This window comes from Klebsiella quasipneumoniae subsp. quasipneumoniae, assembly GCF_020525925.1.
In the GTDB taxonomy this organism is placed as follows: domain Bacteria; phylum Pseudomonadota; class Gammaproteobacteria; order Enterobacterales; family Enterobacteriaceae; genus Klebsiella; species Klebsiella quasipneumoniae.
In genome coordinates this window covers 997494-1020227 of sequence record NZ_CP084876.1, presented here as the reverse complement: position 1 = coordinate 1020227, position 22734 = coordinate 997494, and the positions used below count along the sequence as shown (strand labels likewise).

Annotated in this window: 21 protein-coding genes; 7 read left to right on the top strand and 14 right to left on the bottom strand. The window is 61.2% G+C overall.

Annotated features, from left to right (window positions below):
* From LGM20_RS05125 to LGM20_RS05090, 8 genes are all read right to left on the bottom strand, one after another.
* Positions 1-1422 carry an MFS transporter gene (locus LGM20_RS05125; RefSeq protein WP_044524547.1) on the bottom strand — a complete coding sequence of 474 codons (1422 nt, stop codon included), beginning with the start codon at positions 1420-1422 and terminating at the stop codon, positions 1-3.
* Between the two features lie 193 nt (positions 1423-1615).
* The gene (locus LGM20_RS05120) at positions 1616-2494 is read right to left on the bottom strand and encodes a MetQ/NlpA family ABC transporter substrate-binding protein (RefSeq protein WP_023290846.1); all 879 of its coding nucleotides are present in this window, start codon (positions 2492-2494) and stop codon (positions 1616-1618) included.
* A complete protein-coding gene (locus tag LGM20_RS05115) occupies positions 2491-3189 on the bottom strand; it encodes a methionine ABC transporter permease (RefSeq protein ID WP_008806263.1) in 699 nt (232 codons plus the stop codon). The genes LGM20_RS05120 and LGM20_RS05115 overlap by 4 nt, the downstream gene beginning before the upstream one ends.
* Positions 3186-4208: a methionine ABC transporter ATP-binding protein gene (locus LGM20_RS05110; protein WP_044524550.1), complete on the bottom strand. Its 1023-nt coding sequence runs from the start codon at positions 4206-4208 to the stop codon at positions 3186-3188. The genes LGM20_RS05115 and LGM20_RS05110 overlap by 4 nt, the downstream gene beginning before the upstream one ends.
* Positions 4205-5611, bottom strand: coding sequence for an LLM class flavin-dependent oxidoreductase (locus tag LGM20_RS05105; protein ID WP_023290849.1), 1407 nt, complete (start codon positions 5609-5611; stop codon positions 4205-4207). The genes LGM20_RS05110 and LGM20_RS05105 overlap by 4 nt, the downstream gene beginning before the upstream one ends.
* A 73-nt stretch (positions 5612-5684) precedes the next feature.
* Entirely contained in the window at positions 5685-7082 is a 1398-nt protein-coding gene (locus LGM20_RS05100; RefSeq protein ID WP_044524553.1) for an FAD/NAD(P)-binding protein, read from the bottom strand.
* A 46-nt stretch (positions 7083-7128) separates the two neighbouring features.
* Complete coding sequence (gene ssuD, locus LGM20_RS05095) at positions 7129-8301, bottom strand: FMNH2-dependent alkanesulfonate monooxygenase (RefSeq protein ID WP_023290851.1); 1173 nt, start codon at positions 8299-8301, stop codon at positions 7129-7131.
* A 77-nt stretch (positions 8302-8378) separates the two neighbouring features.
* On the bottom strand, positions 8379-8495 hold the full coding sequence (locus LGM20_RS05090; RefSeq protein ID WP_032428970.1) for a hypothetical protein: 117 nt from the start codon (positions 8493-8495) through the stop codon (positions 8379-8381).
* A 78-nt stretch (positions 8496-8573) separates the two neighbouring features.
* On the opposite strand from LGM20_RS05090, the gene LGM20_RS05085 reads away from it, so the two are divergent.
* Both LGM20_RS05085 and xni read left to right on the top strand, forming a co-directional pair.
* Positions 8574-10517 carry a sigma-54-dependent Fis family transcriptional regulator gene (locus tag LGM20_RS05085; RefSeq protein ID WP_044524554.1) on the top strand — a complete coding sequence of 648 codons (1944 nt, stop codon included), beginning with the start codon at positions 8574-8576 and terminating at the stop codon, positions 10515-10517.
* A gap of 96 nt (positions 10518-10613) precedes the next feature.
* Entirely contained in the window at positions 10614-11369 is a 756-nt protein-coding gene (gene xni, locus LGM20_RS05080) for a flap endonuclease Xni (RefSeq protein ID WP_044524555.1), read from the top strand.
* Positions 11370-11427: 58 nt separating this feature from the next.
* Here xni and fucO read toward each other — a convergent pair whose 3' ends face one another.
* Both fucO and fucA read right to left on the bottom strand, forming a co-directional pair.
* Complete coding sequence (fucO, locus tag LGM20_RS05075; protein WP_044524556.1) at positions 11428-12576, bottom strand: lactaldehyde reductase; 1149 nt, start codon at positions 12574-12576, stop codon at positions 11428-11430.
* A gap of 27 nt (positions 12577-12603) precedes the next feature.
* The gene (gene fucA, locus LGM20_RS05070) at positions 12604-13251 is read right to left on the bottom strand and encodes an L-fuculose-phosphate aldolase (protein WP_044524558.1); all 648 of its coding nucleotides are present in this window, start codon (positions 13249-13251) and stop codon (positions 12604-12606) included.
* 566 nt (positions 13252-13817) lie between these two features.
* On the opposite strand from fucA, the gene fucP reads away from it, so the two are divergent.
* From fucP to fucR, 5 genes are all read left to right on the top strand, one after another.
* Positions 13818-15128: an L-fucose:H+ symporter permease gene (fucP, locus tag LGM20_RS05065; RefSeq protein WP_044524559.1), complete on the top strand. Its 1311-nt coding sequence runs from the start codon at positions 13818-13820 to the stop codon at positions 15126-15128.
* A 32-nt stretch (positions 15129-15160) separates the two neighbouring features.
* A complete protein-coding gene (gene fucI / locus LGM20_RS05060; protein WP_023290857.1) occupies positions 15161-16936 on the top strand; it encodes an L-fucose isomerase in 1776 nt (591 codons plus the stop codon).
* A gap of 106 nt (positions 16937-17042) precedes the next feature.
* Positions 17043-18461 carry an L-fuculokinase gene (gene fucK, locus LGM20_RS05055; protein ID WP_044524560.1) on the top strand — a complete coding sequence of 473 codons (1419 nt, stop codon included), beginning with the start codon at positions 17043-17045 and terminating at the stop codon, positions 18459-18461.
* A gap of 1 nt (position 18462) precedes the next feature.
* On the top strand, positions 18463-18885 hold the full coding sequence (gene fucU / locus LGM20_RS05050; RefSeq protein ID WP_017899197.1) for an L-fucose mutarotase: 423 nt from the start codon (positions 18463-18465) through the stop codon (positions 18883-18885).
* Positions 18886-18943: 58 nt separating this feature from the next.
* Positions 18944-19654 (top strand): L-fucose operon activator, encoded by a 711-nt coding sequence (gene fucR / locus LGM20_RS05045; protein ID WP_044524562.1) that lies wholly within the window; start codon positions 18944-18946, stop codon positions 19652-19654.
* 54 nt (positions 19655-19708) lie between these two features.
* Here fucR and rlmM read toward each other — a convergent pair whose 3' ends face one another.
* The 4 genes from rlmM to LGM20_RS05025 all read right to left on the bottom strand — a co-directional run bounded on the left by rlmM (position 19709) and on the right by LGM20_RS05025 (position 22710).
* A complete protein-coding gene (rlmM, locus tag LGM20_RS05040) occupies positions 19709-20809 on the bottom strand; it encodes a 23S rRNA (cytidine(2498)-2'-O)-methyltransferase RlmM (RefSeq protein ID WP_023290861.1) in 1101 nt (366 codons plus the stop codon).
* Positions 20802-21197 carry a DUF423 domain-containing protein gene (locus tag LGM20_RS05035; RefSeq protein WP_002915543.1) on the bottom strand — a complete coding sequence of 132 codons (396 nt, stop codon included), beginning with the start codon at positions 21195-21197 and terminating at the stop codon, positions 20802-20804. Before LGM20_RS05035 ends, rlmM begins: the two co-directional genes overlap by 8 nt.
* Positions 21198-21216: 19 nt before the next feature.
* Positions 21217-22134, bottom strand: a complete 918-nt coding sequence (gene gcvA / locus LGM20_RS05030) for a glycine cleavage system transcriptional regulator GcvA (protein WP_002915545.1) — start codon at positions 22132-22134, stop codon at positions 21217-21219.
* A gap of 351 nt (positions 22135-22485) precedes the next feature.
* On the bottom strand, positions 22486-22710 hold the full coding sequence (locus tag LGM20_RS05025; protein ID WP_002915549.1) for a YgdI/YgdR family lipoprotein: 225 nt from the start codon (positions 22708-22710) through the stop codon (positions 22486-22488).
* Between the last annotated feature and the right edge of the window lie 24 nt (positions 22711-22734).

The window sequence follows — 22734 nt, the reverse complement described above, 5'->3', positions numbered from 1 at the left end:
TTATTCATGGAGTGCGTCGATATCTTCTCGCGTCGGTTCATGACGGACCGCCAGCAGGAAGAAAATGGGAATAATGGCGGCAAGCGAGACCACCCAGAACATCTGCGTGCCGAGCGAGGCCTGCAGCAGCGGCAGAATAAACAACGCCAGCGCGCTGCCGATCCCGGAGAGTGCCCGGCTGAAACCGACCCCGGTGGCGCGAATGGCAGTAGGATAGGAGAGCGCCGGGTAGATCATCAGCTGCGCCCCCGGGCCAAACCCTTCGGCGAACAGCCACAGCCCCAGCATCGCGATAGCCAGCACGATACCTGCCGTCGCGTGCGGTTGCCCCACCAGCGCCAGCACAATCAGCGCCACAAACTGCAGGGCGAAGCCGGCTATCGCCACATGACGCGAAGGATATTTCCACGCCAGATGCATACCGAGCAGCCCACCGGTAAAAGCAAACAGGGCGTTCAGCCCCAGCGATGCCGAAATAGTTTCGAAGACGCCAGCCCCGAGGAACTGGGCAAGAATTGACGGCAGGAAAAAGGCAATCGCCGTGTACTCGAAGGAGATACAGATATTCATCACCCCGGCGACGATAGTCCGCTCGCGGTAGGGTTTTTCGAACAGCACGCGGAAGCTCACTTTCGGCGCCGGCGCCGGCTTCGCCGCCGGGACCTCATGGGCATGGATCCCCCAGGAGTCGCGTAAAATACGCACCGCAGAGGTCAGATCGCCCTGGTTCGCGGCCCACAGCGGGGATTCGTTCATAAACCGGCTGCGGACGGCAATAATCAGGAGTGCCGGCACGGCGCCGAACAGCAGGGAGGCGCGCCAAAGCCAGTCCAGATGCTCCTGCGGCAGCAGAAAATAGAGGCCGAAGATAATGAGAAAGCAGACGGTCGAGGCGGCGTACCACATCGGGCACCACGCCGCGAGGCGAGCCGCTTTATTGCCTTTGCCGGCAAAACGGGAAAACTCGGCAAGATAGGACATCGCCACCGGCAGGTCGATGCCGACGCCGATGCCCATCAGGAAGCGGGCGCCAATCAACACCCAGACGTTCGGCGCCAGCCCGGCGGCGATAGCCGAAATAACAAAAAAGAACATATCGGCCATAAACACCGAATAGCGACCATATTTATCGGTCAGCCAACCGCCGATGATATTGCCGACGATGGTCCCGACCATAATGGAGGAGGTCACCAGGCCGGTCAGCAGCGGCGAGAGCCGAAATTCACGCACGACGTCATCAATACCGTAAGAGAGCGTGGTTAAGTCATAGGCGTCGAGAAAAACGCCGCCCAGCGCGAGGAACACAATCATCCGCGCATATTTCGCCTGTTCCCTGCCGGAATTAATTAGCCGCGCCACATCCCCGACGCTACTGACCGGTACCGAAGCGATACCGGGATTATCCACTGGTAATGTACTCATTTTTTCACCTTATTATTTTGTGCAGGTCATCAGCGGTTATAAACCTCGAGCGGCGACAATCAAAACAACAAATCATGCTATTAAAATCAACATAATCAATAAGTTAATTTAAAACACCAGCACAAAAAGGACGCGCTTTCGCGCATCCTCAAGGGAAATAAATAACAACGAAAATAGACGTCGTGCAGGACGATTATTCCGCCGATACCGGAACTAATACATCTTTTACCAGCGGGTCATCGGTGGTTTTTAACCACGTCTGGATCCGCGGGTCAGAAAAAGCCTGTTTTAATTTGACGATATTTTCCTGTGATAAATACGGTGTACCAATCACTAATTGAGAAGCAAAGGTGCGCGGCGCCGGCGGGAATAATATGCCTTTCTCACGCGGTACTTTCCCGGCGTCAAATTGCGAGACATAGCCGATGGCGGCATCCACCGAATTTAACGCCCGCGGCATGGTCAGCAGATCCAGCTCTTTAAAGACAAACTGATGCGGGTTGCCGACAATATTTTTCAGCTTCGCCGTGCGCGGCTCCACCGCCGGGTCGAGCGAGATCAACCCAATGCGCTGCAGCAGCCACAGAGCCTGCCCCTGATTGGCGCCGTCGTCAGGCACGACGATGGTCGCGCCATTGGGCAACGCCTGTACCGACGAGAAGCGGTCGGAATAGATGCCGAACGCCCACTGGAACACCGGCACCGTAGTCGACAACGCAAAGCCGTTGGCGTCCACCACCTGCTTGAGCCACCACTGATGCTGATAGATCGTCCCGGCATACTGTCCTTCCGCTACCGCGCGGTCAGCTTGTACCGGATCCTGCACCCCCACAGCCTCCAGCTTCAGGCCGTAATCAGGCGCAATATGCTGATTAATATACTCAATGATCCGCTGCTCGCCGGCCATCGCCGGCTCGTAGTGAATTTTTAACGTGCTGCCGAAGACCACCTGCTGGCTTTGGGTATGCCCCCGCCACCACCAGAAAGCGATGGCGAGCAGGATAATCACCGCCAGCGCCGCCAGCCAGGGCCAGCGCCGTGCTTTACGTAACTCAAATTGCTCTGTTGTCATACAAGGTTCCCCTGAGTGTGGCGTAAACGGTTGACCAGGCGGTCACCCAAAAATTGAATCAACTGGATCGTGGCGATCAGGGCAACGATTGTCGCGATCATGATGTGGTTGTCGAAGCGCTGATAGCCGTACACCACGGCCAGGTAGCCGATGCCCCCGGCGCCGATGGTCCCGGCGATAGCCGAATACTCAATCATCGAGACCAGGTTTAGCGTCACCGCCGCCACCAGCGCGGGCAAGGCTTCACTGAGCTGCGCGCTGGCAATGATTTGCCAGCGCGACCCACCGCAAACGACGCCCACCGCGGTGACCTCCGCCGGCAGCTCGCGCAGCGCGTTCTCCACCAGACGGCCAAAGAACGGGACGCCGGCGGCAATCATCGGCACCACCGCGGCGGGGATGCCAATCGTGGTTCCGGTCAGCCAGTAAGTGAACGGGATAATGGCGGCCATCAGCACCAGAAACGGCAGCGAACGTCCCATGTTGACCACCCAGTTCAGTAGCCGGTACAGCAACGCGTGCGGAAATAACCCCCGCGGCGAGGCGTTAAACAACACTACCCCCACCAGTCCTCCCAGAGTGACGACAAACAGCATGACAATGGCCACCATCAGCCAGGTTTCGCCATAGGCGGGGAGCAGAAGCGAAGGAATTTCGCCCCAGGGGGTGTCCTGGCTGATGACTGTCGGTTTCATACCGCCTCCCTGAGCAACGGCGCGCTGTCGAGGATCTCCGCCGTCACGCCGAGCTGCGCCAACAGGTCCTGCAGTCGCGCGGGCGACAGGCGCTCGCCCTGAAAGCGCACTCCGGCCTGCAGGCGACCGGCCAGCCGACCGTTAATCACCTCGACGTGGCCGCCAAGGAGATCGATCTGCAGCGCCCACTGCTGGCTCAGGCGGCTGATCCAGTCGGTAGCCACCGGTACATCCCAGCGGTAGCTCAGACGCAGCAGCAGATCGCTGTGGGCCGCTGCCGCCGGCGTCAGCGGCAACAGCTGCTGGCCAAGCAGAGAATCGGGACGCGCCAGCAGATCTTCGATCCGCCCGTACTGGACGATCGTCCCGTCGCGGATCTCCGCCACCGCATCCGCCGCCGTGCGCACGGCGTCCATTTCATGGGTGATCAGGACGATCGCCAGCTGGTACTCGTCGCGCAGTCGCTTGAGCAGGGCCAGCACCGAGGCCGTGGCCTGAGGATCGAGCCCGGAGGTGGCTTCATCCGCCAGCAGAACCGACGGGCGCAGCGCCAGCGCGCGGGCAATGCCGATCCGCTGGCGCTGGCCGCCTGAGAGCTGGGCCGGCCAGGCATCCGCTTTGTGGCTCAGGCCGACGCTCTCCAGCAGCTCGCCAACCCGCGCCTTGATATCGCGCTCCACCACGCCAAGCCACGCCAGCGGCAGGGCGATATTCTCCCAGGCGGTCCGGCGGCTCAGCAGTGCGGAGGACTGGAAAACGGTGCCAATCGCCCGCCGCTCCCGGCGCAGCGCCTCGCCGGACAGCGCCGACAGATCCTGGCCGTTGATACGAATGCTGCCGCTGTCCGGGCGCTCCAGCAGGCTGATGCAGCGCGCGAGAGTTGATTTACCGGCGCCGCTCGGCCCCACCACCGCGGTGATGGAGCGTTCAGGTACCTGCAGCGACAGCCCTTTCAGCACCGCGCTGAGCCGGCCATCCGCCGTGCGGTAGCTTTTATGCAGGTCATCGATAGCGATCATGTCACCTTCTCCTCTACCGAGGCCGCCGTGCGCGCATCGCGACGGTAGCTGACACCGGGGTGAGGCGCGGCCAGACGCGGACCGGCGCCGAACAGTTTTTCGCGCAGGGTCCCCTCGCGGTACTCTTGCTTAAAGACGCCGCGCTTTTGCAGCTCAGGCACCAGCAGCTCGACGACGTCGCGGAAGGTTTCGTGAGTGACGGCATAGGCGAGGTTAAAGCCATCGACGTCCGTCTCTTCGACCCAGGACTGCAGTTCGTCGGCCACGGTTTGCGCGCTGCCGACCACCAGCGGGCCGAAGCCGCCGATACCGGCCCAATCGGCCAGGGCCTGCACCGTCCACTGCCGGTTCGGGTCCGCAGTGGAAAAGGCCTCCACCGCCGACTGAATAGCGTTGGTGTGCAGGTACTTCAGCACCTGATCCGGCTGATACTGGCCGAAATCGATCCCCGTCCAGCCGGAGAGCAGCGCCAGCGCGCCTTCATAGCTGACGTACTGCTTATATTCCTGCCACTTCGCCTGCGCCTCGCGGTCGGTGTCGCCGACAATCACCGTCTGCAGGTTAAAGATCAGAATGCTGTGCGGATCACGCCCCGCCTCAGCCGCCCGGCGGCGAATATCCGCCACCGTCTTCTTCAGCAGCACCTTCGACGGCGCAGCCACGAAGACGCATTCAGCATGGCCGGCGGCGAACTGTTTGCCGCGGCTGGACGCTCCCGCCTGATAGAGCACCGGCGTGCGCTGCGGGGATGGCTCGCAGAGGTGGATACCCGGCACGGAAAAGAACTGTCCCTGATGGTTTATGGGATGGATTTTCCGCGGATCGCTGAAGATCTTGCGCTCTCTGTCGCGCAGCACCGCCCCGTCCTCCCAGCTTCCCTCCAGCAGTTTGTAGATCACCTGCAAATACTCATCGGCATAGTCATAGCGGGTGTCGTGGTCGGTCTGGGTTTGCTGGCCGATATTGCGCGCCCCGCTCTCCAGATAGGAGGTGACGATGTTCCAGCCCACCCGCCCTTTGGTCAGATGGTCGAGCGTCGACAGACGACGGGCGAAGGGATAAGGATGCTCAAACGACAGCGAAGCGGTCAGGCCGAAGCCCAGATGCTCCGTCACCAGCGCCATCGGGGTGATCAGGGCCAGCGGATCGTTGACCGGGACCTGCGTCGCCTGGCGGATCGCCGCGTCGCCGCTGCCGTTCAGCACGTCGTAGACGCCAAGCACGTCAGCGATAAACAGTCCGTCGAACTTGCCGCGCTCCAGCAGTCGCGCCAGATCCACCCAGTACTCCAGATCTTTATACTGCCAGGAGCGATCCCGGGGATGCGCCCACAGGCCCGGCGACTGATGGCCGACGCAGTTCATATCGAAAGCGTTAAGACGAATTTCACGTTGTGATGACATAGCAATCTCCATAGCGCGACCCGTCGCCGGGGCGCACGCGGCAAAATGAATCAGGGAAGGTAAAGGGAGGTATTCAGTACGCTGGACATCGGGAGTCCTGCGGGATCCCGAGCGTGAGTAACGCTTGCGCCGCCACGTCAGCGGCATGGTCGGCTACCTGCGGCAGGCCCATCAGTTCGCCAAAACGCCCGCGGGCGGCGGGACCGGCCACCAGCACCGGCGGCGCCTCAACGTACGGCTCAGCCACTGCCCGGGAACGGCTGTCCACCTCCAGGCCCATGCCGAGGGCATCGGCGCGAATAAGGCCGCGGCGGGCAAGGTCCTGTAAAAATGGCTGGCTATCGGTCAGGTCGCGGTGCGCGGGTCCGGTCGTCAGGATCAGGTGATCGACCCTCAGCGTCTGCACGCCGCCGCCGCGCCGCTCCAGCGTCAGCCGCAGCGTCTCGCCTTCGCCGCTCATCGACAGTAGCCTGGCCGCCTGCACCTGCAGACAGCCCGTGCGCTGGCGCGCCTCCAGCACCTCGGCGACCTGCGGCGCCACGCGGTAGCGGTGGACATCCCAGTAATGGCGCAGATGGCGCAGAAAACGCTGGCGATCTGAGTCGCTGAGCGCCTGCCAGATCCGCTGCCCCTGTTGGCGGACCGCATCCAGCACCACCTGCCAGCTCAGCCCCTGCTGCGCCGCATACGCCACGTCGAGGCGGATCTGGCGCAGGCGCTGACGCAGGCTGCCCTGCTGATAGTCGCCAGGCCAGGCTGCTCCCGCGCCGCTGAGGTTGCCGCGCGACAGCAGGCCGTGGCGCGAAAAGGCGACGATACTGCCGCGGTGGCCCAACCGGTCCAGCGTCGCGACCGTATCGGCCATGGTTAATCCGGTGCCCATCACCGCCACCCGGGCGTGCGGGGCGATGGCGTCGAGCGCGCCGGGCTGCCACGGGTTGGCAATCAACGCCGGATGGTGACGCCAGGCTTCGGCCTGCGCCGGCAGCGAAGGCGGTGGATGGCTGATCGCCAGCACCAGCAGGTCGGCCTTAAGCTGCAGGCCGCCGTCGGTGGTCACCGTCCCCTGATGAAAAGCGAGCGCCCGATCGCGCAGGTGGCGAAGCCGTCCGCCGCTGGCTGCCGCGGCGTCGGAAAAACGTTGTGCCACATAGCGACCAAACTGGCCGCGCTGAGGATAGACGGAACCGTCCGGACGCAGCGCCTGCGCATCGACGGCAAAGGCAGGCTGACGTCGGTACCAGCGATCGAAGGCGCCCTCTTCATCACCGGTCAGCTGCATACGGGCGGCCGGGACGTTAATCCGGTGCGTCGGCTCCGCGGTGGAGTAGGCCACCCCGGCGCCGGGAGTCTGGCGCGGCTCCAGCAGCGTCACGCGCACCCCGTCCGGCGCCAGGCGCAGCAGCTCAATCGCCACCGCCGCGCCGCTGAAGCCGCCGCCGATAATCACGATATGCGGTTCTGCACTCATCGCTGCCCTCCTCCGGTATGCTGTCTCATGGTCGCGCTCCGGGCCATCAGCTGGCGCTGACCTGGCGCACCGGGCGCTTATCGCCGCCGATGGTTTCGCCAAAGGGACCGGTGTTCACGCTGCGCGCCTTCGACGAGGCCGCGTTTTCCAGCGGCAGCAGAGGCATCACCAGCTCAGCAAAGCGGTGCGCCTCTTCCAGATGCGGATAGCCGGAAAAGATAAAGTTGCTGATGCCGAGCGCCTGATATTCGCGGATACGTTCCGCCACCTGCTGCGGATTACCCACCAGCGCGGTTCCGGCGCCGCCGCGCACCAGCCCGACGCCGGCCCACAGATTAGGGGCAATACGCAGATTATCGCGCGATCCCTGATGCAGAGCGCTCATCCGCGCCTGGCCGGCCGAGTCCATGCGGGCGAAGATCTTTTGCGCCTGGGCGATGGTGTCGTCGTCAAGATGGGCGATCAGCCGGTCGGCGGCGGCCCATGCCTCTTCTTCCGTTTCGCGCACGATGACGTGCAGACGAATGCCGTACTCGAGGGTGCGTCCGCGGGCCGCGGCGCGCTCACGCACCACCGCCAGCTTCTCCGCCACCAGTTCCGGCGGTTCGCCCCACGTCAGATAACTGTCGATCTGTTCGGCCGCCACATCGATAGCTGCCTCAGAAGAGCCGCCGAAGTACAGCGGCGGGCCATTCTCCTGAACCGGCGGAAACAGCACCTCCGCCCCCTCGACATGAATATGCTCCCCGTGATAGTCCACTTTCTCGCCGCGCAGCAGGCGGGAGTAAACATCGAGAAATTCGCGAGTCACCTGGTAGCGTTCGCTGTGGCTGAGAAAAATGCCATCGCCTTTGTTTTCCACCGGGTCGCCGCCGGTGACGACGTTGATCAGCAGCCGCCCTTCCGATAAACGGTCGAGGGTGGCCGCCATCCGCGCCGCCAAAGTGGGCGGCTGCAGACCCGGTCTGACCGCCACCAGGTAGCGCAGACGGCGGGTCAACGGCGCCAGCGCCGAGGCCACCAGCCACGAATCCTCACAGCTTTTACCGGTGGGGATCAGCACGCCGTAATAGCCCAGGCTGTCGGCCGCCAGCGCCACCTGCTGCAGATAAGGTAAATCAACCGGACGTCCGCCCTCGGTAGTGCCCAGATAGCGGCCATCGCCATGGGTAGGTAAGAACCAGAAGACATTGATCTTGTCGGGAGCTTGCTGCGTCATTATCTATTTCCTATATAACCATATCCGATATTTATCGAAGAGATGTTTTAATTTGGTTATATGAGTGTTAGCGATAATCATGCCAATGGTGAATAAAAAATTAATTCTTTAAAATCAATGGACTGAAAAAGACTTCGCCGCGCCGCGCTGTTGCAAATCCCGCAGCCGCCGCGCATCCGCTGGCGCATTTGCAACAGCTGCCGACCTTTCCCCCTCTGGTTTCCGCCGCCGCCGCAGGATAAGTTCAGCAGGTCAACGACCGGAGGCCCGCCATGCTGAACCCAGAATCCCCTTCCACCGCGCCCGCGCTGATCGACCCGGCGTCGAAGGCTTTCCAGAGCCTGCTGGACAAGCTCGCGCCGACGGAGGCTACCGTGCTGATCGTGGGCGAAACCGGCACCGGCAAAGAGGTGGTGGCGCGCTATCTCCATCACCACAGCCCCCGCCGCCAGCAGCCGTTTCTGGCCGTTAACTGCGGCGCGCTGACTGAGAGTCTTGCCGAAGCCGAACTGTTCGGCCATGAGAAAGGCGCCTTCACCGGCGCGCAGCAGGGACAGCCCGGCTGGTTTGAAGCTGCGGAAGGGGGGACGCTGCTGCTGGACGAGATCGGCGAATTAAGCCTGCCGCTGCAGGTCAAGCTGTTGCGGGTGCTGCAGGAGCGCGAAATTACCCGCGTCGGCTCACGCAAAGCGATTAAAGTGAATGTCCGGGTGATTGCCGCCACCCACGTCGACCTGGCCCAGGCGATCCGCGAGCGCCGCTTTCGCGAGGATCTCTACTATCGGCTGAATATCGCGGTGGTGCCGCTGCCGCCGCTGCGCCAGCGTCGGCAGGATATCCCGCTGCTGGCGCACCACTTTTTATCGCTCTATGCCCGCCGGCTCGGCCGGCCAACCCTGCGTCTGGCGCCTGAGTCGCTGGCCCGGCTGATGGACTATGCGTGGCCGGGCAATATTCGCGAGCTGGAAAACACCCTGCACAACGCGGTGCTGCTCAGTAAAGAGGAGGAGATTAGCCCCGCCCAGCTGCGCCTGGCGACGCTCAACGACGCCCCGTCGCCGGCGAGCGATCATGAACTGGACGATTTTATTCGCCACCAGCTGGCGCTTCCCGGCGAGCCGCTGTGGCAGCGGGTGACCAGCGCCCTGATCCGCCACGCCATGGCGCATTGCGACGATAACCAGAGCCAGGCGGCCGCGCTGTTGGGGATCAGTCGGCATACCTTGCGCACCCAGCTCGCTAACCTCGGGCTCATCAAAAGCCGTCGCCGTCCCCCTGCGCCGCCGCGGGCGTTCGCCAGCGCGGCCGGGACAGATCGCGAACTGCGTATTGGCTACCAGCGCTTCGGCAGCCTCGGGATCCTGAAAGCCCGCCAGAGTCTGGAGACTGCCTTCGCCAGCCTCGGCGTCAACGTGCTATGGAGTGAGTTTCCCGCCGGACCGCAGCTCCTTCACGCCCTCGCCTGCAACGAGATCGACTTTGGCACCACCGGGGAAGCGCCGCCGGTGTTTGCCCAGGCCAACAACAGCGAACTGATGTACGTGGCGTGGGAGCCGCCGGCGCCGCGCAGCGTGGCGATGGTCGTCCCGCAGGAGAGCGACATCCGCCAGCTCAGCGATCTGCGCGGAAAACGCATCGCGCTCAATAAAGGGTCGAATGTCCACTGGCTGCTGCTGCAGATCCTCGAGGACGCCGGGCTGGGGCTGAACGACGTGCGGGTAGTCTATACCCCGCCGAAATACCCGCTGACCGCCAGCGACTACCTGGCAGTTGACGCCTGGATGATGTGGGACCCGCTGCTCAGCGACGCCGAACACACCGGCGAGCTGCGGGTGGTCGCCAGCGGCGAAGGACGGGTCAACAACCATCAGTTTTATCTTTCGCGACGGGACTACCTCGCTCAGCATGGCGATATCATGCGCCGTCTGCTGACGGAGCTGACCCACACCGGGCAATTTATCGACTCGCATCGTGGCGAAGCGGCCCGCTTACTCTCAGCAGAGCTGGGGATTGACGCCCGGTCGCTACGCATCGCCCTCGCCCGCCGCAGCCATCGCCCGCGGCCGATGGATCTGTCGGTGATCCGCGCCCAGCAGACCATCGCCGATCGCTTTTATGCCCTCGGACTTATCGCCAAACCGGTCCCGGTGCGGGAGGCGGTGTGGTACGGCGAACCCGCGCCCGGCGTCATCAGCCCGCTGATGGCGGTCAGTTAGCGAAATTTGCGCGTTATCTTCCTGATTGTTCAGGCGCAGATAGCCTCGATCCGATGGCGATGTTACCCTAAAGGCGCTGAGAATAAGGGGGTATCTGTGGCTGTTCATCTGTTAATCGTCGACGCGTTAAATCTGATCCGCCGCATCCACGCGGTACAGGGCTCGCCCTGCGTCGATACCTGCCTGCATGCGCTGGAGCAGCTGATCGTCCATAGTCAGCCCACCCACGCGGTGGCGGTGTTTGATGATGAGGATCGCGCCCACGGCTGGCGCCACCAGCGCCTGCCGGAGTACAAAGCCGGCCGCGCGCCGATGCCGGAGACCCTGGTCGCCGAGATGCCGGCGCTGCGGGCCGCCTTCGAGCAGCGGGGGATCCGCTGCTGGGCCTCGCCGGGCAGCGAAGCGGACGACCTCGCCGCCACCCTGGCGGTGAAGGTGGCCCAGGCGGGCCATCAGGCCACCATTGTCTCCACTGACAAAGGCTATTGCCAGCTGCTGTCGCCCACCATCCGCATCCGCGACTACTTTCAGAAGCGCTGGCTGGACGCCCCCTTCATCGCCAGCGAGTTCGGCGTCACCCCGGAGCAGCTGGCGGATTACTGGGGGCTGGCGGGGATCAGCAGCTCGAAGGTGCCGGGCGTAGCGGGCATTGGCCCTAAAAGCGCCGCCCAGCTGCTGAACGAGTTCCAGGACCTGGAGGGGCTGTATGCCCGCCTGGCCGAGGTCCCGGAAAAGTGGCGCAAAAAGCTGGCAACGCATCAGGACATGGCCTTCACCTGCCGGGAAGTCGCCCGCCTGCAGACCGACCTACAGCTGGACGGCAATCTGCAGCAGCTGCGGCTGACGCGCTGACCCTACCCGAGCGCGGCGCCGGCGCGGCGGCACCGCCTGCTTCGGCCGGGGCGGCCCCTCACCAGGCAGCCTGATATAACCCGACGATATCAGCCAGGCTCGCCTCGCGCGGGTTGCCGCCGGTACACACATCCGCCAGCGCCGCCTGGGCCAGCGCCGGAATATCTTCTTTCCTGACGCCCACCTCGCGCAGATGGCCGGGAATACCGACATCACGGTTGAGCTGGCAGACCGCCTCCACCGCCGCCAGGCGCGCGGCGCTCAGGCTTAACGCTTCCACCCTGACGCCCATCGCCCTGGCGATATCGCGATATTTTTCCCCGGTCGCCTCAGCATTAAAGCGCATCACGTGCGGCAGCAGGATGGCATTCGCCACACCGTGCGGCGTGTTGTAGAAAGCGCCGAGCGGATGCGCCATGCCGTGCACCAGGCCAAGCCCGACGTTGGAAAATCCCATCCCCGCCACATACTGGCCGAGCGCCATGGCTTCCCCTGCTCCGGCGTCTCCGGCAACCGAGCCGCGCAGCGCGCCGGCGATGATCTCGATGGCTTTGAGGTGCAGCGCATCGGTCAAAGCCCAGGCGCCGCGGGTGAGGTACCCTTCGATAGCGTGCGTCAGGGCGTCGACGCCGGTCGCCGCCTTCAGCGCCGGCGGCATGGCGTCCATCATATCGGCATCGATAAAGGCCACCTGCGGAATATCGTGCGGGTCGACGCAGACAAACTTGCGCCGCTGTTCTTCATCGGTGATGACATAGTTAATCGTCACCTCCGCCGCGGTACCCGCGGTGGTCGGCACCGCGAAGATCGGCACGCTGGGCTGACGGGTGGGCGACAGCCCCTCCAGGCTGCGGACATCGGCGAACGCCGGGTTACGCTGAATAATACCGATCGCCTTACAGGTATCCTGCGGCGAACCGCCGCCGATGGCGATCAGGTAATCCGCCCCGCTGCGCTGAAAGGCCTGCAGCCCCTGCTGGACCACGGCGATGGTGGGATTGGGGATCACGTCGCTGAACATGTCCCATGCCAGCCCGGCGGCGTCCAGTTTGTCAGTGACTTTTGCCGCTACACCGCACTGCGCGAGGGTGCTGTCGGTCACGATCAATGCCTTGCGATAACCGCGCCGCAGCACTTCATCGGTTAATGCGTTTATCGCCCCCCGGCCAAACCACGCCGTTTCGTTGAGGATCATTCGGTTTGCCATCGCGTCTCTCCTGTTAGCGTTGCGGCATCACTCTTCAATGCGTAATCCGTAGGTTTTGAACTTCTCCAGCACGATGGCGATCGCCTCGTCATCCAGCACCGGTACCGGGTCGGTAATCGCCAGCGTGCTGAGATAGAGCTGGGCCAGGACTTCCACTTCATGCGCCAGCCAGAGCGCTTTCTCCAGGCTGGCCTCGCTGGCGATCAGGCCATGATGCTGCAGCAGCGTGGCTTTGCGGTGCTTCAGCGCCACCGCGACATGCTCAGACAGTTCGCGGGTGCCGAAAGTGGCATAGGGCGCGCAGGGGATCGAATTCCCGCCCGCCGCGGCGATCATATAGTGGATGGCCGGAATGGGCCGGTTGAGGATCGACACCGCCGTACAATGCACAGCGTGATTGTGGACCACCGCCTGGGCATCGGGCCGCGTCTGGTAGGCCGCCTGATGGAAACGCCATTCGCTGGAGGGCAGTTTTCCCTGCTCATGCTGGCCATCGGCATCAATAAAGACGATCTTCTCTTCCGTCAGTTTTTCATACGGGATGCCGGTGGGCGTGATCAGCATCCCCCCCTGATAGCGCACGCTGACATTGCCGGCGGTCCCCTGATTTAACCCCAGGCGGGTCATTTCCAGGCAGGTATCGATAATCTGCCGGGCCAGTCTGTTTCTTTCCATTGCTTTCCTCTTTTGGCGACTCATCATCCGTCAACGGCAGGGCAACGCAATTATTGTCGGCTACCGTGGGATAGGTTGAATAATGTTCTCCATCTTCAGCCTGAATAATCACAGGGGAATTTTCATCGCCATATTTTGTGAACCACGTCAATTATTCCGCCCTAAAAAAAGAGATCAGACTGGTTAATCGACCATTTAAAATGCCCGTTCTTAAAAATATTCCATCAAGCGGGCATTTTATTTTCCTGTAACATTTGCCCGTTTTCCACGATATATATTCAATCGGTCATTGGCGTTGTGGTTTTGTGAATTTATTTTCTCAAACGGTCAGCGATTTTGAAAAATTAAAGTGACAATTATCACATAAAATGGTCCGCAGAGCGTTAAGTGTGACCCTCATCATATTAACAGGCGGTTTTTATTTGAAAATGAAGCCATGAGTTCCGCCGTGACTTTCATTTCACTCACCGGCGCGTCACCTGAGCTCACTTAATTTTGCGGTCTGCTGCAGCACCAGACTGCGCCCTGAATGCTGTTGTAACTGCTTCTGAACTGATGAGGACGCTATGGGAAACACAACGATACCAACGCAAAGTTACCGCGCCATGGAGAGCGGGCAGAGTAAGAGCTATATTATTCCTTTTGCTCTGCTATGCTCCCTCTTTTTTCTGTGGGCCGTGGCCAATAATCTTAATGATATTTTATTACCGCAATTTCAACAGGCCTTTACGCTGACTAACTTTCAGGCCGGATTAATCCAGTCAGCTTTTTATTTTGGCTATTTTGTTATTCCCATCCCCGCCGGGATGCTGATGAAAAAATTCAGCTATAAAGCAGGCATTCTTACTGGCCTGTTTTTATATGCCTGCGGCGCCGCGCTGTTCTGGCCTGCCGCCGAAGTGATGAATTACACCCTATTTCTGATTGGATTATTTATTATCGCCGCCGGGCTTGGCTGTCTGGAAACCGCGGCCAACCCGTTTGTCACCGTTCTCGGTCCGGAAAGCGGCGGTCACTTCCGTCTTAATCTGGCCCAGACCTTTAACTCATTTGGCGCCATTATCGCCGTGGTATTTGGCCAGAGCCTTATTTTGTCCAACGTCCCGCATCAGCCGCAGGAGGTGCTGGATAGCATGACCCCAGAACAGCTCGGCGCCTGGAAGCACAGCCTGGTTCTGTCGGTACAAACCCCCTATATGATTATCGTGGCCATCGTGCTGCTGGTCGCCCTGCTGATCGTCTGCACCCGCTTCCCGTCGCTGCAAAGCGATGACCACAGCGACAGCGCGCAGAGCACTTTTCTCGCCTCGCTGTCGCGCCTGATGCGCATCCGCCACTGGCGCTGGGCGGTTCTGGCCCAGTTCTGCTATGTCGGCGCGCAGACCGCCTGCTGGAGCTATCTGATTCGCTACGCTGTCGAAGAGATCCCGGGCATGACGGCCGGTTTCGCCGCCAACTACCTGACCGGCACCATGGTCTGTTTCTTCATTGGCCGTTTCACCGGCACCTGGCTTATCCGCCGCTTCGCGCCGCATAACGTACTGGCTTTCTATGCGCTTATCGCCATGCTGCTCTGTTTGCTCTCCGCCTTCAGCGGCGGCCACGTCGGCCTGCTGGCCCTTACCCTGTGCAGCGCCTTTATGTCCATTCAGTACCCGACCATCTTCTCGTTGGGGATTAAGCAGCTGGGCCAGGACACCAAATATGGCTCGTCCTTTATCGTCATGACCATCATCGGCGGCGGGATCGTCACCCCGGTGATGGGCTTTGTCAGCGATGCCGCCGGCAATATCCCGACCGCTGAGCTGGTCCCGGCGCTGTGCTTCGCCATCATCTTTATTTTTGCCCGTTTCCGCTCGCAAGCGGCGACGAACTAAACCTGTTATCCGCATAACCTGAGGGATCTGTAATGAAAAAAATCAGCTTACCGAAGATCGGTATCCGCCCGGTAATCGATGGTCGTCGCATGGGGGTCCGCGAATCGCTGGAAGCGCAAACCATGAACATGGCGAAAGCCACCGCCGCGCTTATCAGCGAGAAGCTGCGCCATGCCTGCGGCGCCCGGGTGGAGTGCGTGATCGCCGATACCTGCATCGCCGGCATGGCCGAGTCGGCCGCCTGTGAAGAGAAATTCAGCAGCCAGAACGTTGGCGTCACCATCACCGTCACCCCCTGCTGGTGCTACGGCAGTGAAACCATCGACATGGATCCGCTGCGCCCGAAGGCCATCTGGGGCTTTAACGGCACCGAACGTCCGGGGGCGGTCTATCTGGCCGCCGCGCTGGCGGCCCACAGCCAGAAAGGGATCCCGGCGTTCTCCATCTACGGGCATGACGTGCAGGATGCCGATGACACCTCCATCCCGGCGGACGTCGAAGAAAAACTGTTGCGCTTTGCTCGCGCCGGCCTGGCCGTCGCCAGTATGAAGGGGAAAAGCTATCTGTCGCTGGGCGGCGTCTCAATGGGCATCGCCGGCTCCATCGTCGACCACAACTTCTTTGAATCCTGGCTCGGGATGAAGGTTCAGGCAGTCGACATGACGGAGCTGCGCCGGCGAATCGATCAGAAAATCTATGATGAAACCGAGCTGGAGATGGCGCTGGCGTGGGCGGATAAACATTTCCGCTACGGCGAAGATCAGAACGCCGAGCAGTATAAGCGCAATGAAACGCAGAGCCGCGCGGTGCTGAAAGAGAGCCTGCTGATGGCGATGTGCATCCGCGATATGATGCAGGGCAACGCGAAGCTCGCGGAAAAAGGGCTGGTGGAGGAGTCGCTGGGCTACAACGCCATCGCCGCCGGCTTCCAGGGCCAGCGCCACTGGACCGATCAATACCCCAATGGCGATACCGCCGAAGCGCTGCTCAACAGCTCTTTTGACTGGAACGGCGTGCGCGAGCCGTTCGTCGTCGCCACCGAAAACGACAGCCTCAACGGCGTGGCCATGCTGATGGGCCACCAGCTCACCGGCACCGCCCAGGTGTTTGCCGACGTGCGCACCTACTGGTCGCCGGACGCCGTTGAGCGCGTCACCGGGCAGCCGCTCACCGGCCGGGCGGAGCACGGCATTATTCACCTGATTAACTCCGGCTCCGCGGCGCTGGACGGCTCCTGCCAGCAGCGCGACGCGCAGGGCAACCCGACGATGAAACCTCACTGGGAGATTGAACAGAACGAGGCGGATGCCTGCCTCGCGGCCACCGAATGGTGCCCGGCGATCCATGAATACTTCCGCGGCGGCGGCTTCTCTTCCCGCTTCCTGACCGAAGGCGGCGTGCCGTTCACCATGACCCGGGTGAACATCATCAAAGGTCTGGGACCGGTGCTGCAAATTGCCGAAGGCTGGAGCGTGGCGCTGCCCAAAGCGATGCACGACCAGCTCGACGCCCGCACCAACTCCACCTGGCCCACCACCTGGTTTGCCCCGCGCCTGACCGGCAAGGGCCCGTTCAGCGATGTGTACTCGGTCATGGCCAACTGGGGCGCCAACCACGGCGTGCTGACCATCGGCCATGTCGGCGCGGATTTCATTACCCTCGCCGCCATGCTGCGCATTCCGGTCTGCATGCACAACGTGGAAGCGGCGAAAATCTACCGCCCCTCCGCCTGGGCCGCGCACGGCATGGACATCGAAGGCCAGGACTATCGCGCCTGCCAGAACTACGGGCCGCTGTATAAGCGTTAACTGGTGGGTTTAGCCGGTGGCGCAGGCTTACCGGGCCTACAGACGCGCGCTGTTTGTAGGCCGGATAAGCGCCGCGCCATTCGGCAATGTTGTTTCGGGAGTCACTATGAAGCAAGACGTTATCCTGGTCCTCGACTGCGGCGCCACGAACGTGCGGGCGATGGCCGTTGACCGACAGGGGAACATTGTCGCCCGCGCCGCCACGGCAAACGCCAGCGACATCGCCGCCGAGCGCAGCGACTGGCACCAGTGGTCGCTGGAGGCCATTATGCAGCGCTTTGCCGATTGCTGTCGGCAGATCCACGACCCGCTGGCCTCCTGCACGGTGCGCGGCATCGCCGTCACGACCTTTGGCGTCGATGGCGCGCTGGTGGATGAGCAGGGTGCGCTGCTGTATCCGATCATCAGCTGGAAATGCCCGCGCACCGCGGCGGTGATGGACACCATCAGCCGGTATATGCCCGCGCGCCAGCTGCAGCAAATCGCCGGCGTCGGCGCCTTTGCGTTCAACACCCTGTATAAGCTGATCTGGCTGAAAGAGAACCACCCGCAGCTGCTGGCGCAGGCCCATGCCTGGCTGTTCATTTCGTCGCTGATCAACCATCGGCTGACCGGGGAGTTCACCACCGACCTCACCATGGCGGGCACCAGCCAGATGCTCGATCTCCGGCAGCGCGATTTCAGCGCGCCGATCCTGCAGGCGACCGGCCTGCCGCGCCGCCTGTTCCCACGGCTGGTAGAAGCGGGCCAGCCGATCGGCGCCCTGCTGCCGGAGGCCGCTGCGCTGTTGGGCCTTCCCGTCGGGATCCCGGTTATCTCGGCCGGGCACGACACCCAGTTCGCCCTGTTTGGCGCCGGCGCCGGGCAGGATGAGCCGGTGCTCTCCTCCGGGACCTGGGAGATCCTGATGGTGCGCAGCGCGCAGGTCGACACCTCGCTGCTCGGCGACTACAGCGGCTCCACCTGCGAACTGGACAGCCAGCCGGGACGCTATAACCCGGGGATGCAGTGGCTGGCCTCCGGCGTGCTCGAATGGGTGCGTAAGCTGCTGTGGAGCGCCGACACGCCGTGGCAAACTCTGATTGACGAAGCCCAGGCGATCCCGCCCGGCGCCGAGGGCGTCAGGATGCAGTGCGACCTGCTCGCCAGCCAGCACGCCGGCTGGCAGGGCGTCACGCTCAACACCACCCGCGGCCATTTTTACCGTGCCGCGCTGGAGGGGTTAAGCGACCAGCTGGCGCAGCATCTGCAAACCCTGGAAAACATCGGCCGCTTCCGGGCGAAAGAGCTGCTGCTGGTCGGCGGCGGCAGCCGCAACGCGCTGTGGAACCAGATCAAGGCCGACCGGCTGGGAATACCGATCAAAGTGCTCGACGATGCCGAAACCACGGTGGCCGGCGCGGCGATGTTTGGCTGGTATGGCGTGGGCGAGTTCTCTTCGCCGGAGCAGGCCAGAGCGCAGGTCGCGTACCGCTACCGCTATTTTTGGCCGCAAACTGAACCTGAATTCACAGAGGAAGCCTGAGATGCTCAAAACCATTTCCCCGCTGATATCGCCGGAACTGCTGAAAGTGCTGGCCGAAATGGGCCATGGGGATGAAATTATTTTTTCCGATGCCCACTTCCCGGCGCACAGCATGGGTCCGCAGGTGATCCGTGCCGACGGCCTGCGGGTCAGCGACCTGCTGCAGGCGATTATCCCGCTGTTCGAGTTAGACAGCTACGCGCCGCCGCTGGTGATGATGGCTGCCGTCGAAGGCGATGCCCTCGACCCGACGGTGGAACAGCGCTATCGGCAGGCGCTCTCGGCGCAGGCCCCCTGCCCGGACATCGTGCGGATTGACCGCTTCGCCTTCTACGACCGGGCGCAAAAAGCCTTTGCGATCGTTATCACAGGAGAGTGCGCTAAGTACGGAAATATCCTTTTAAAAAAAGGAGTCACGCCGTAATCTCATGCCGGAGCGTCTGCCTGATGCAGACGCTCAATCAATGATGGGGTGAGAATAAATGAAAGCGGCCCGCCAGCAGGCGATCGTCGATCTCCTGATCAACCACAGCAGCCTGACCACCGAAACGTTGTCAAAACAGCTCAACGTCAGCAGGGAAACCATTCGCCGCGATCTCAGCGAGCTGCAGGCGCAGGGCAAAGTGCTGCGCAACCACGGCCGGGCCAAAGTGATCCACCAGCGCAGCCAGGACAGCGGCGACCCTTTCCACATGCGCCTGAAAAGCCATTACGCGCATAAAGCCGACATCGCCCGCGAAGCGCTGGCCTGGATTGACGAAGGCATGGTCATCGCCCTCGATGCCAGCTCCACCTGCTGGTACCTCGCCCGCCAGCTGCCGGACCGCCCGCTGCACGTTTTTACCAACAGCCAGCCCATCTGCCAGGAGCTGGCCAAACGCGATCAGATCGTCCTCACCTGCTCCGGCGGCACCCTGCAGCGGAAATATGGCTGCTACGTTAACCCGGCGCTGATTTCCCAGCTGAAATCGCTGGAGATCGATCTGTTTATTTTTTCCTGCGAAGGCATCGACCCGCAGGGCGCGCTGTGGGACTCCAATGCGTTCAATGCCGACTTCAAATCGATCCTGCTTAAGCGGGCGGCGCAGTCGCTGCTGCTGATCGATAAAAGTAAGTTCAACCGTTCCGGCGAGGCGAGAATTGGTCATCTGGATGACGTGACGCATATTGTGTCGGATGCGCCGCAGCCTTAAGCATGCGGCGAAGGCCGGAGGACAAGCACGCGTCTCCGGCCTGAGGGTGAGAGATTAACGCTCGTCGCGACGTCCGCCGACGGCGGCCCACAGGCGACGCACGTGAACGGTCACCTCTTCACGATCGTGGTACAGCTGACGCGCCTGGATCTGGGCGTTAATCCCGTGCTCGTCCAGCTGGGCCTGAATATAGGCCAGGTTCTGCGACACCTCTTCGTAGCGCTTTTTCATCGGCAGCTTGAGGTTGAAGATGGTCTCCCGGCACCAGCCGTTGACCAGCCACTGCGCCATCAGCGCCGCCACTTTCGCCGGCTTCTCCACCATATCGCAGACCATCCACGAGATGTTGTTGCGGTTCGGACGATAGCGGAAACCGTCTTCGCGCAGCCAGGTCACCTGGCCGGTATCCATCAGGCTCTGGGCCATCGGACCGTTATCGACCGAAGAGACCCACATGTTGCGCTTCACCAGCTGATAGGTCCAGCCGCCCGGGCAGGCGCCAAGGTCGACGGCATACATGCCGTTCGCCAGGCGCTCGTCCCACTCGTCCGCCGGAATAAAGACGTGGAACGCCTCTTCCAGCTTGAGGGTGGAGCGGCTCGGGGCGTCGGACGGAAACTTCAGCCGCGGAATGCCCATATAGAACGGCGAGTTGTTGTTGCTGTACGAGTAGCCGGTATAGCAGCAGCCCGGGGCGATAAAGAACACATGCACCACCGGACGCTTCGGCGTTTCATAGCGGGTCAGGACGCCCGCTTCGCGCAGCGCCGCGCGCAGCGGCACGGTAAACTTGCGGCAGAACTTCATCAGCTCTTTGCTTTCGTTAGTGTCCGCCACCTCGACGCGCAGATCGCCGCCCTTCTCCACCACGCCCTGAAGCATGCCGACGATCGGCGTGATGCGATCCTCCGGCGGCAGGTCGCGCAGCAGTTCGCCGACCACAAACATCTGGCGGGCGAAGATCAACGAGCTGAACGGCAGATCGCGCACCAGCTTCTCGCCATCATCCTGCTGATAGCCTTCAAAAATCACATAACCAGAGTCTTCTTTGACCCGGGCAAAACCAAACACCTCAAGGCGGGCTGCCTTATCGGTAATTTCTGCTGCGCACTCTTTCTCAAACCCAGGGCGACAATAGAGGACAACCTTATTCATGAACAACGCCCTTACGTTTCAGACGAATTGCACCAATTAACATTAAAACCCAGCCGGCGAGGAAGCTCACGCCGCCCACCGGGGTCACGAACGCCCACAGGCGTAAATGAGAGAGCGCCAGGCAGTAGAGGCTGCCGCTGAACAGCACGGTCCCTAACGCCAGAAACACGCTGCTCCAGTAGAACCAGATACTGATCCGACGCTGCATCGCCACCGCCAGACCAAAAATCGCCAGGGTATGGAAGGCCTGATACTCCAGGCCGGTATGGATCCAGGCCATCTCCGCCGCGCCGAGCGATTGACTTAAGACATGCGCGCCGAAGGCACCCAGAGCCACAAAGATAAAGCCGCTAATCGCGGCGAATATCAGCATAAAACGGCTGGTCATGTTGTTACCCTACAAGTAATTATTGTTCATAACGAAAGCGGAATTTTTCTTGTTCACTTGCCGCTTTCGCCAGAATCCACTGCCGGAAAGCGGCTATTTTACCCAGTTCTGCCTGACTGTCATGGCAAACAAGGTAAAACGCATTCTTACTGACCAGAACATCATTAAACGGACACACCAGGCGACCGGCTTCAATTTCGGACTGCGCCATGACGTTGTTGGCCAGCGCCACGCCCTGCCCATGAATGGCCGCCTGCAGCACCATCGCGCTATGGCTGAAAATCGGTCCCTGCTGCACATTAATATGGCTTAGACCCAGCTGGCGGGTATAAGTTTGCCAGTCGCGGCGGGACGCATCGTGAAGCAGCGTATGTTGCGCCAGATCGGCAGGCGTTTTCAATGCCTTGTCGCCGGTGAGCAGCAGCGGGGAACAGACCGGCAGCAGATACTCGGCGTACAGTTTTTCCACTCGCAGGCCCGGCCAGTTGCCGCGACCGTAAAAAATCGCCACGTCGACATCGTCCGCCAGCTTATCCTCCTGACGGTCCACCGCCTGGATCCTGACGTCGATTCCCGGATAAGCTGAGTTAAAGCTTGTGAGTCTCGGCACCAGCCACTGGATGGCAAAACTTGGCAATAAACTGACCGTTAAGGCCCCTTTGGCGCTGCGCGCCTGCAGTTTACGCGTCGCTTCCGTCAGTTGCGAAAAAATCTCTTTAATATCCTGAAAATAGCTTTGCCCTTCTTCCGTTAACAGCAGCGAACGATTGCGCCGACGGAACAGCTTAAGGCCCAGAAAATCCTCGAGAGACTTGATTTGGTGGCTGACTGCGGCCTGCGTCACAAAAAGCTCATCGGCTGCCCGAGTGAAGCTGAGATGGCGTGCGGCTGCATCAAAAACACGTAATGCATTCAGAGGAGGTAATCGCTTCGACATGGTTATTCTGGCTTAGATGTTAACTCAATTTAACAAATAGGAAACAACGGTTAACCTATTAGTTTTTTTTATCTGAGCCATTATAAATTGTCCGTTGAGGTTCTACCAGCAAATACCTATAGTGGCGGCACTTCCTGAGCCGGAACGAGAAGCTTTTTTTGGAATGCGTGTTCCATCAAGCTTTTGGCTTACGGTTGTGATGTTGTGTTGTTGTGTTTGCAATTGGTCTGTCTTTGCAGACCCTGGTAGCCAGGCTACCCCTTTTCACTTCCTGTACATTTACCCTGTCTGTCCATAGTGATTTAATGTAGCACCGCAACGCGCGGTGCTTTTTTTTGCCTTTTTACTGCCTTACTCGTCCAGCTCACCCAGCTGTTTCACGTCAGAGCGATTGATCTGCTGTTTGTTGCCCCACGCGTCCTTATACGAGATCATGCCAGTATCATTATCGGTTTGCGGTTTCCCGTCGGTGACGATGGTCCGCCCATCATTGGTATGCATCACATAGTTAGAGGAACAGGCGCTCAGGCCCAGAGTCAGCATACAGGCAGAGATAATCGCAGCGGCCTTAGTCATTTTCATTTTTCTCTCCTTACGGCT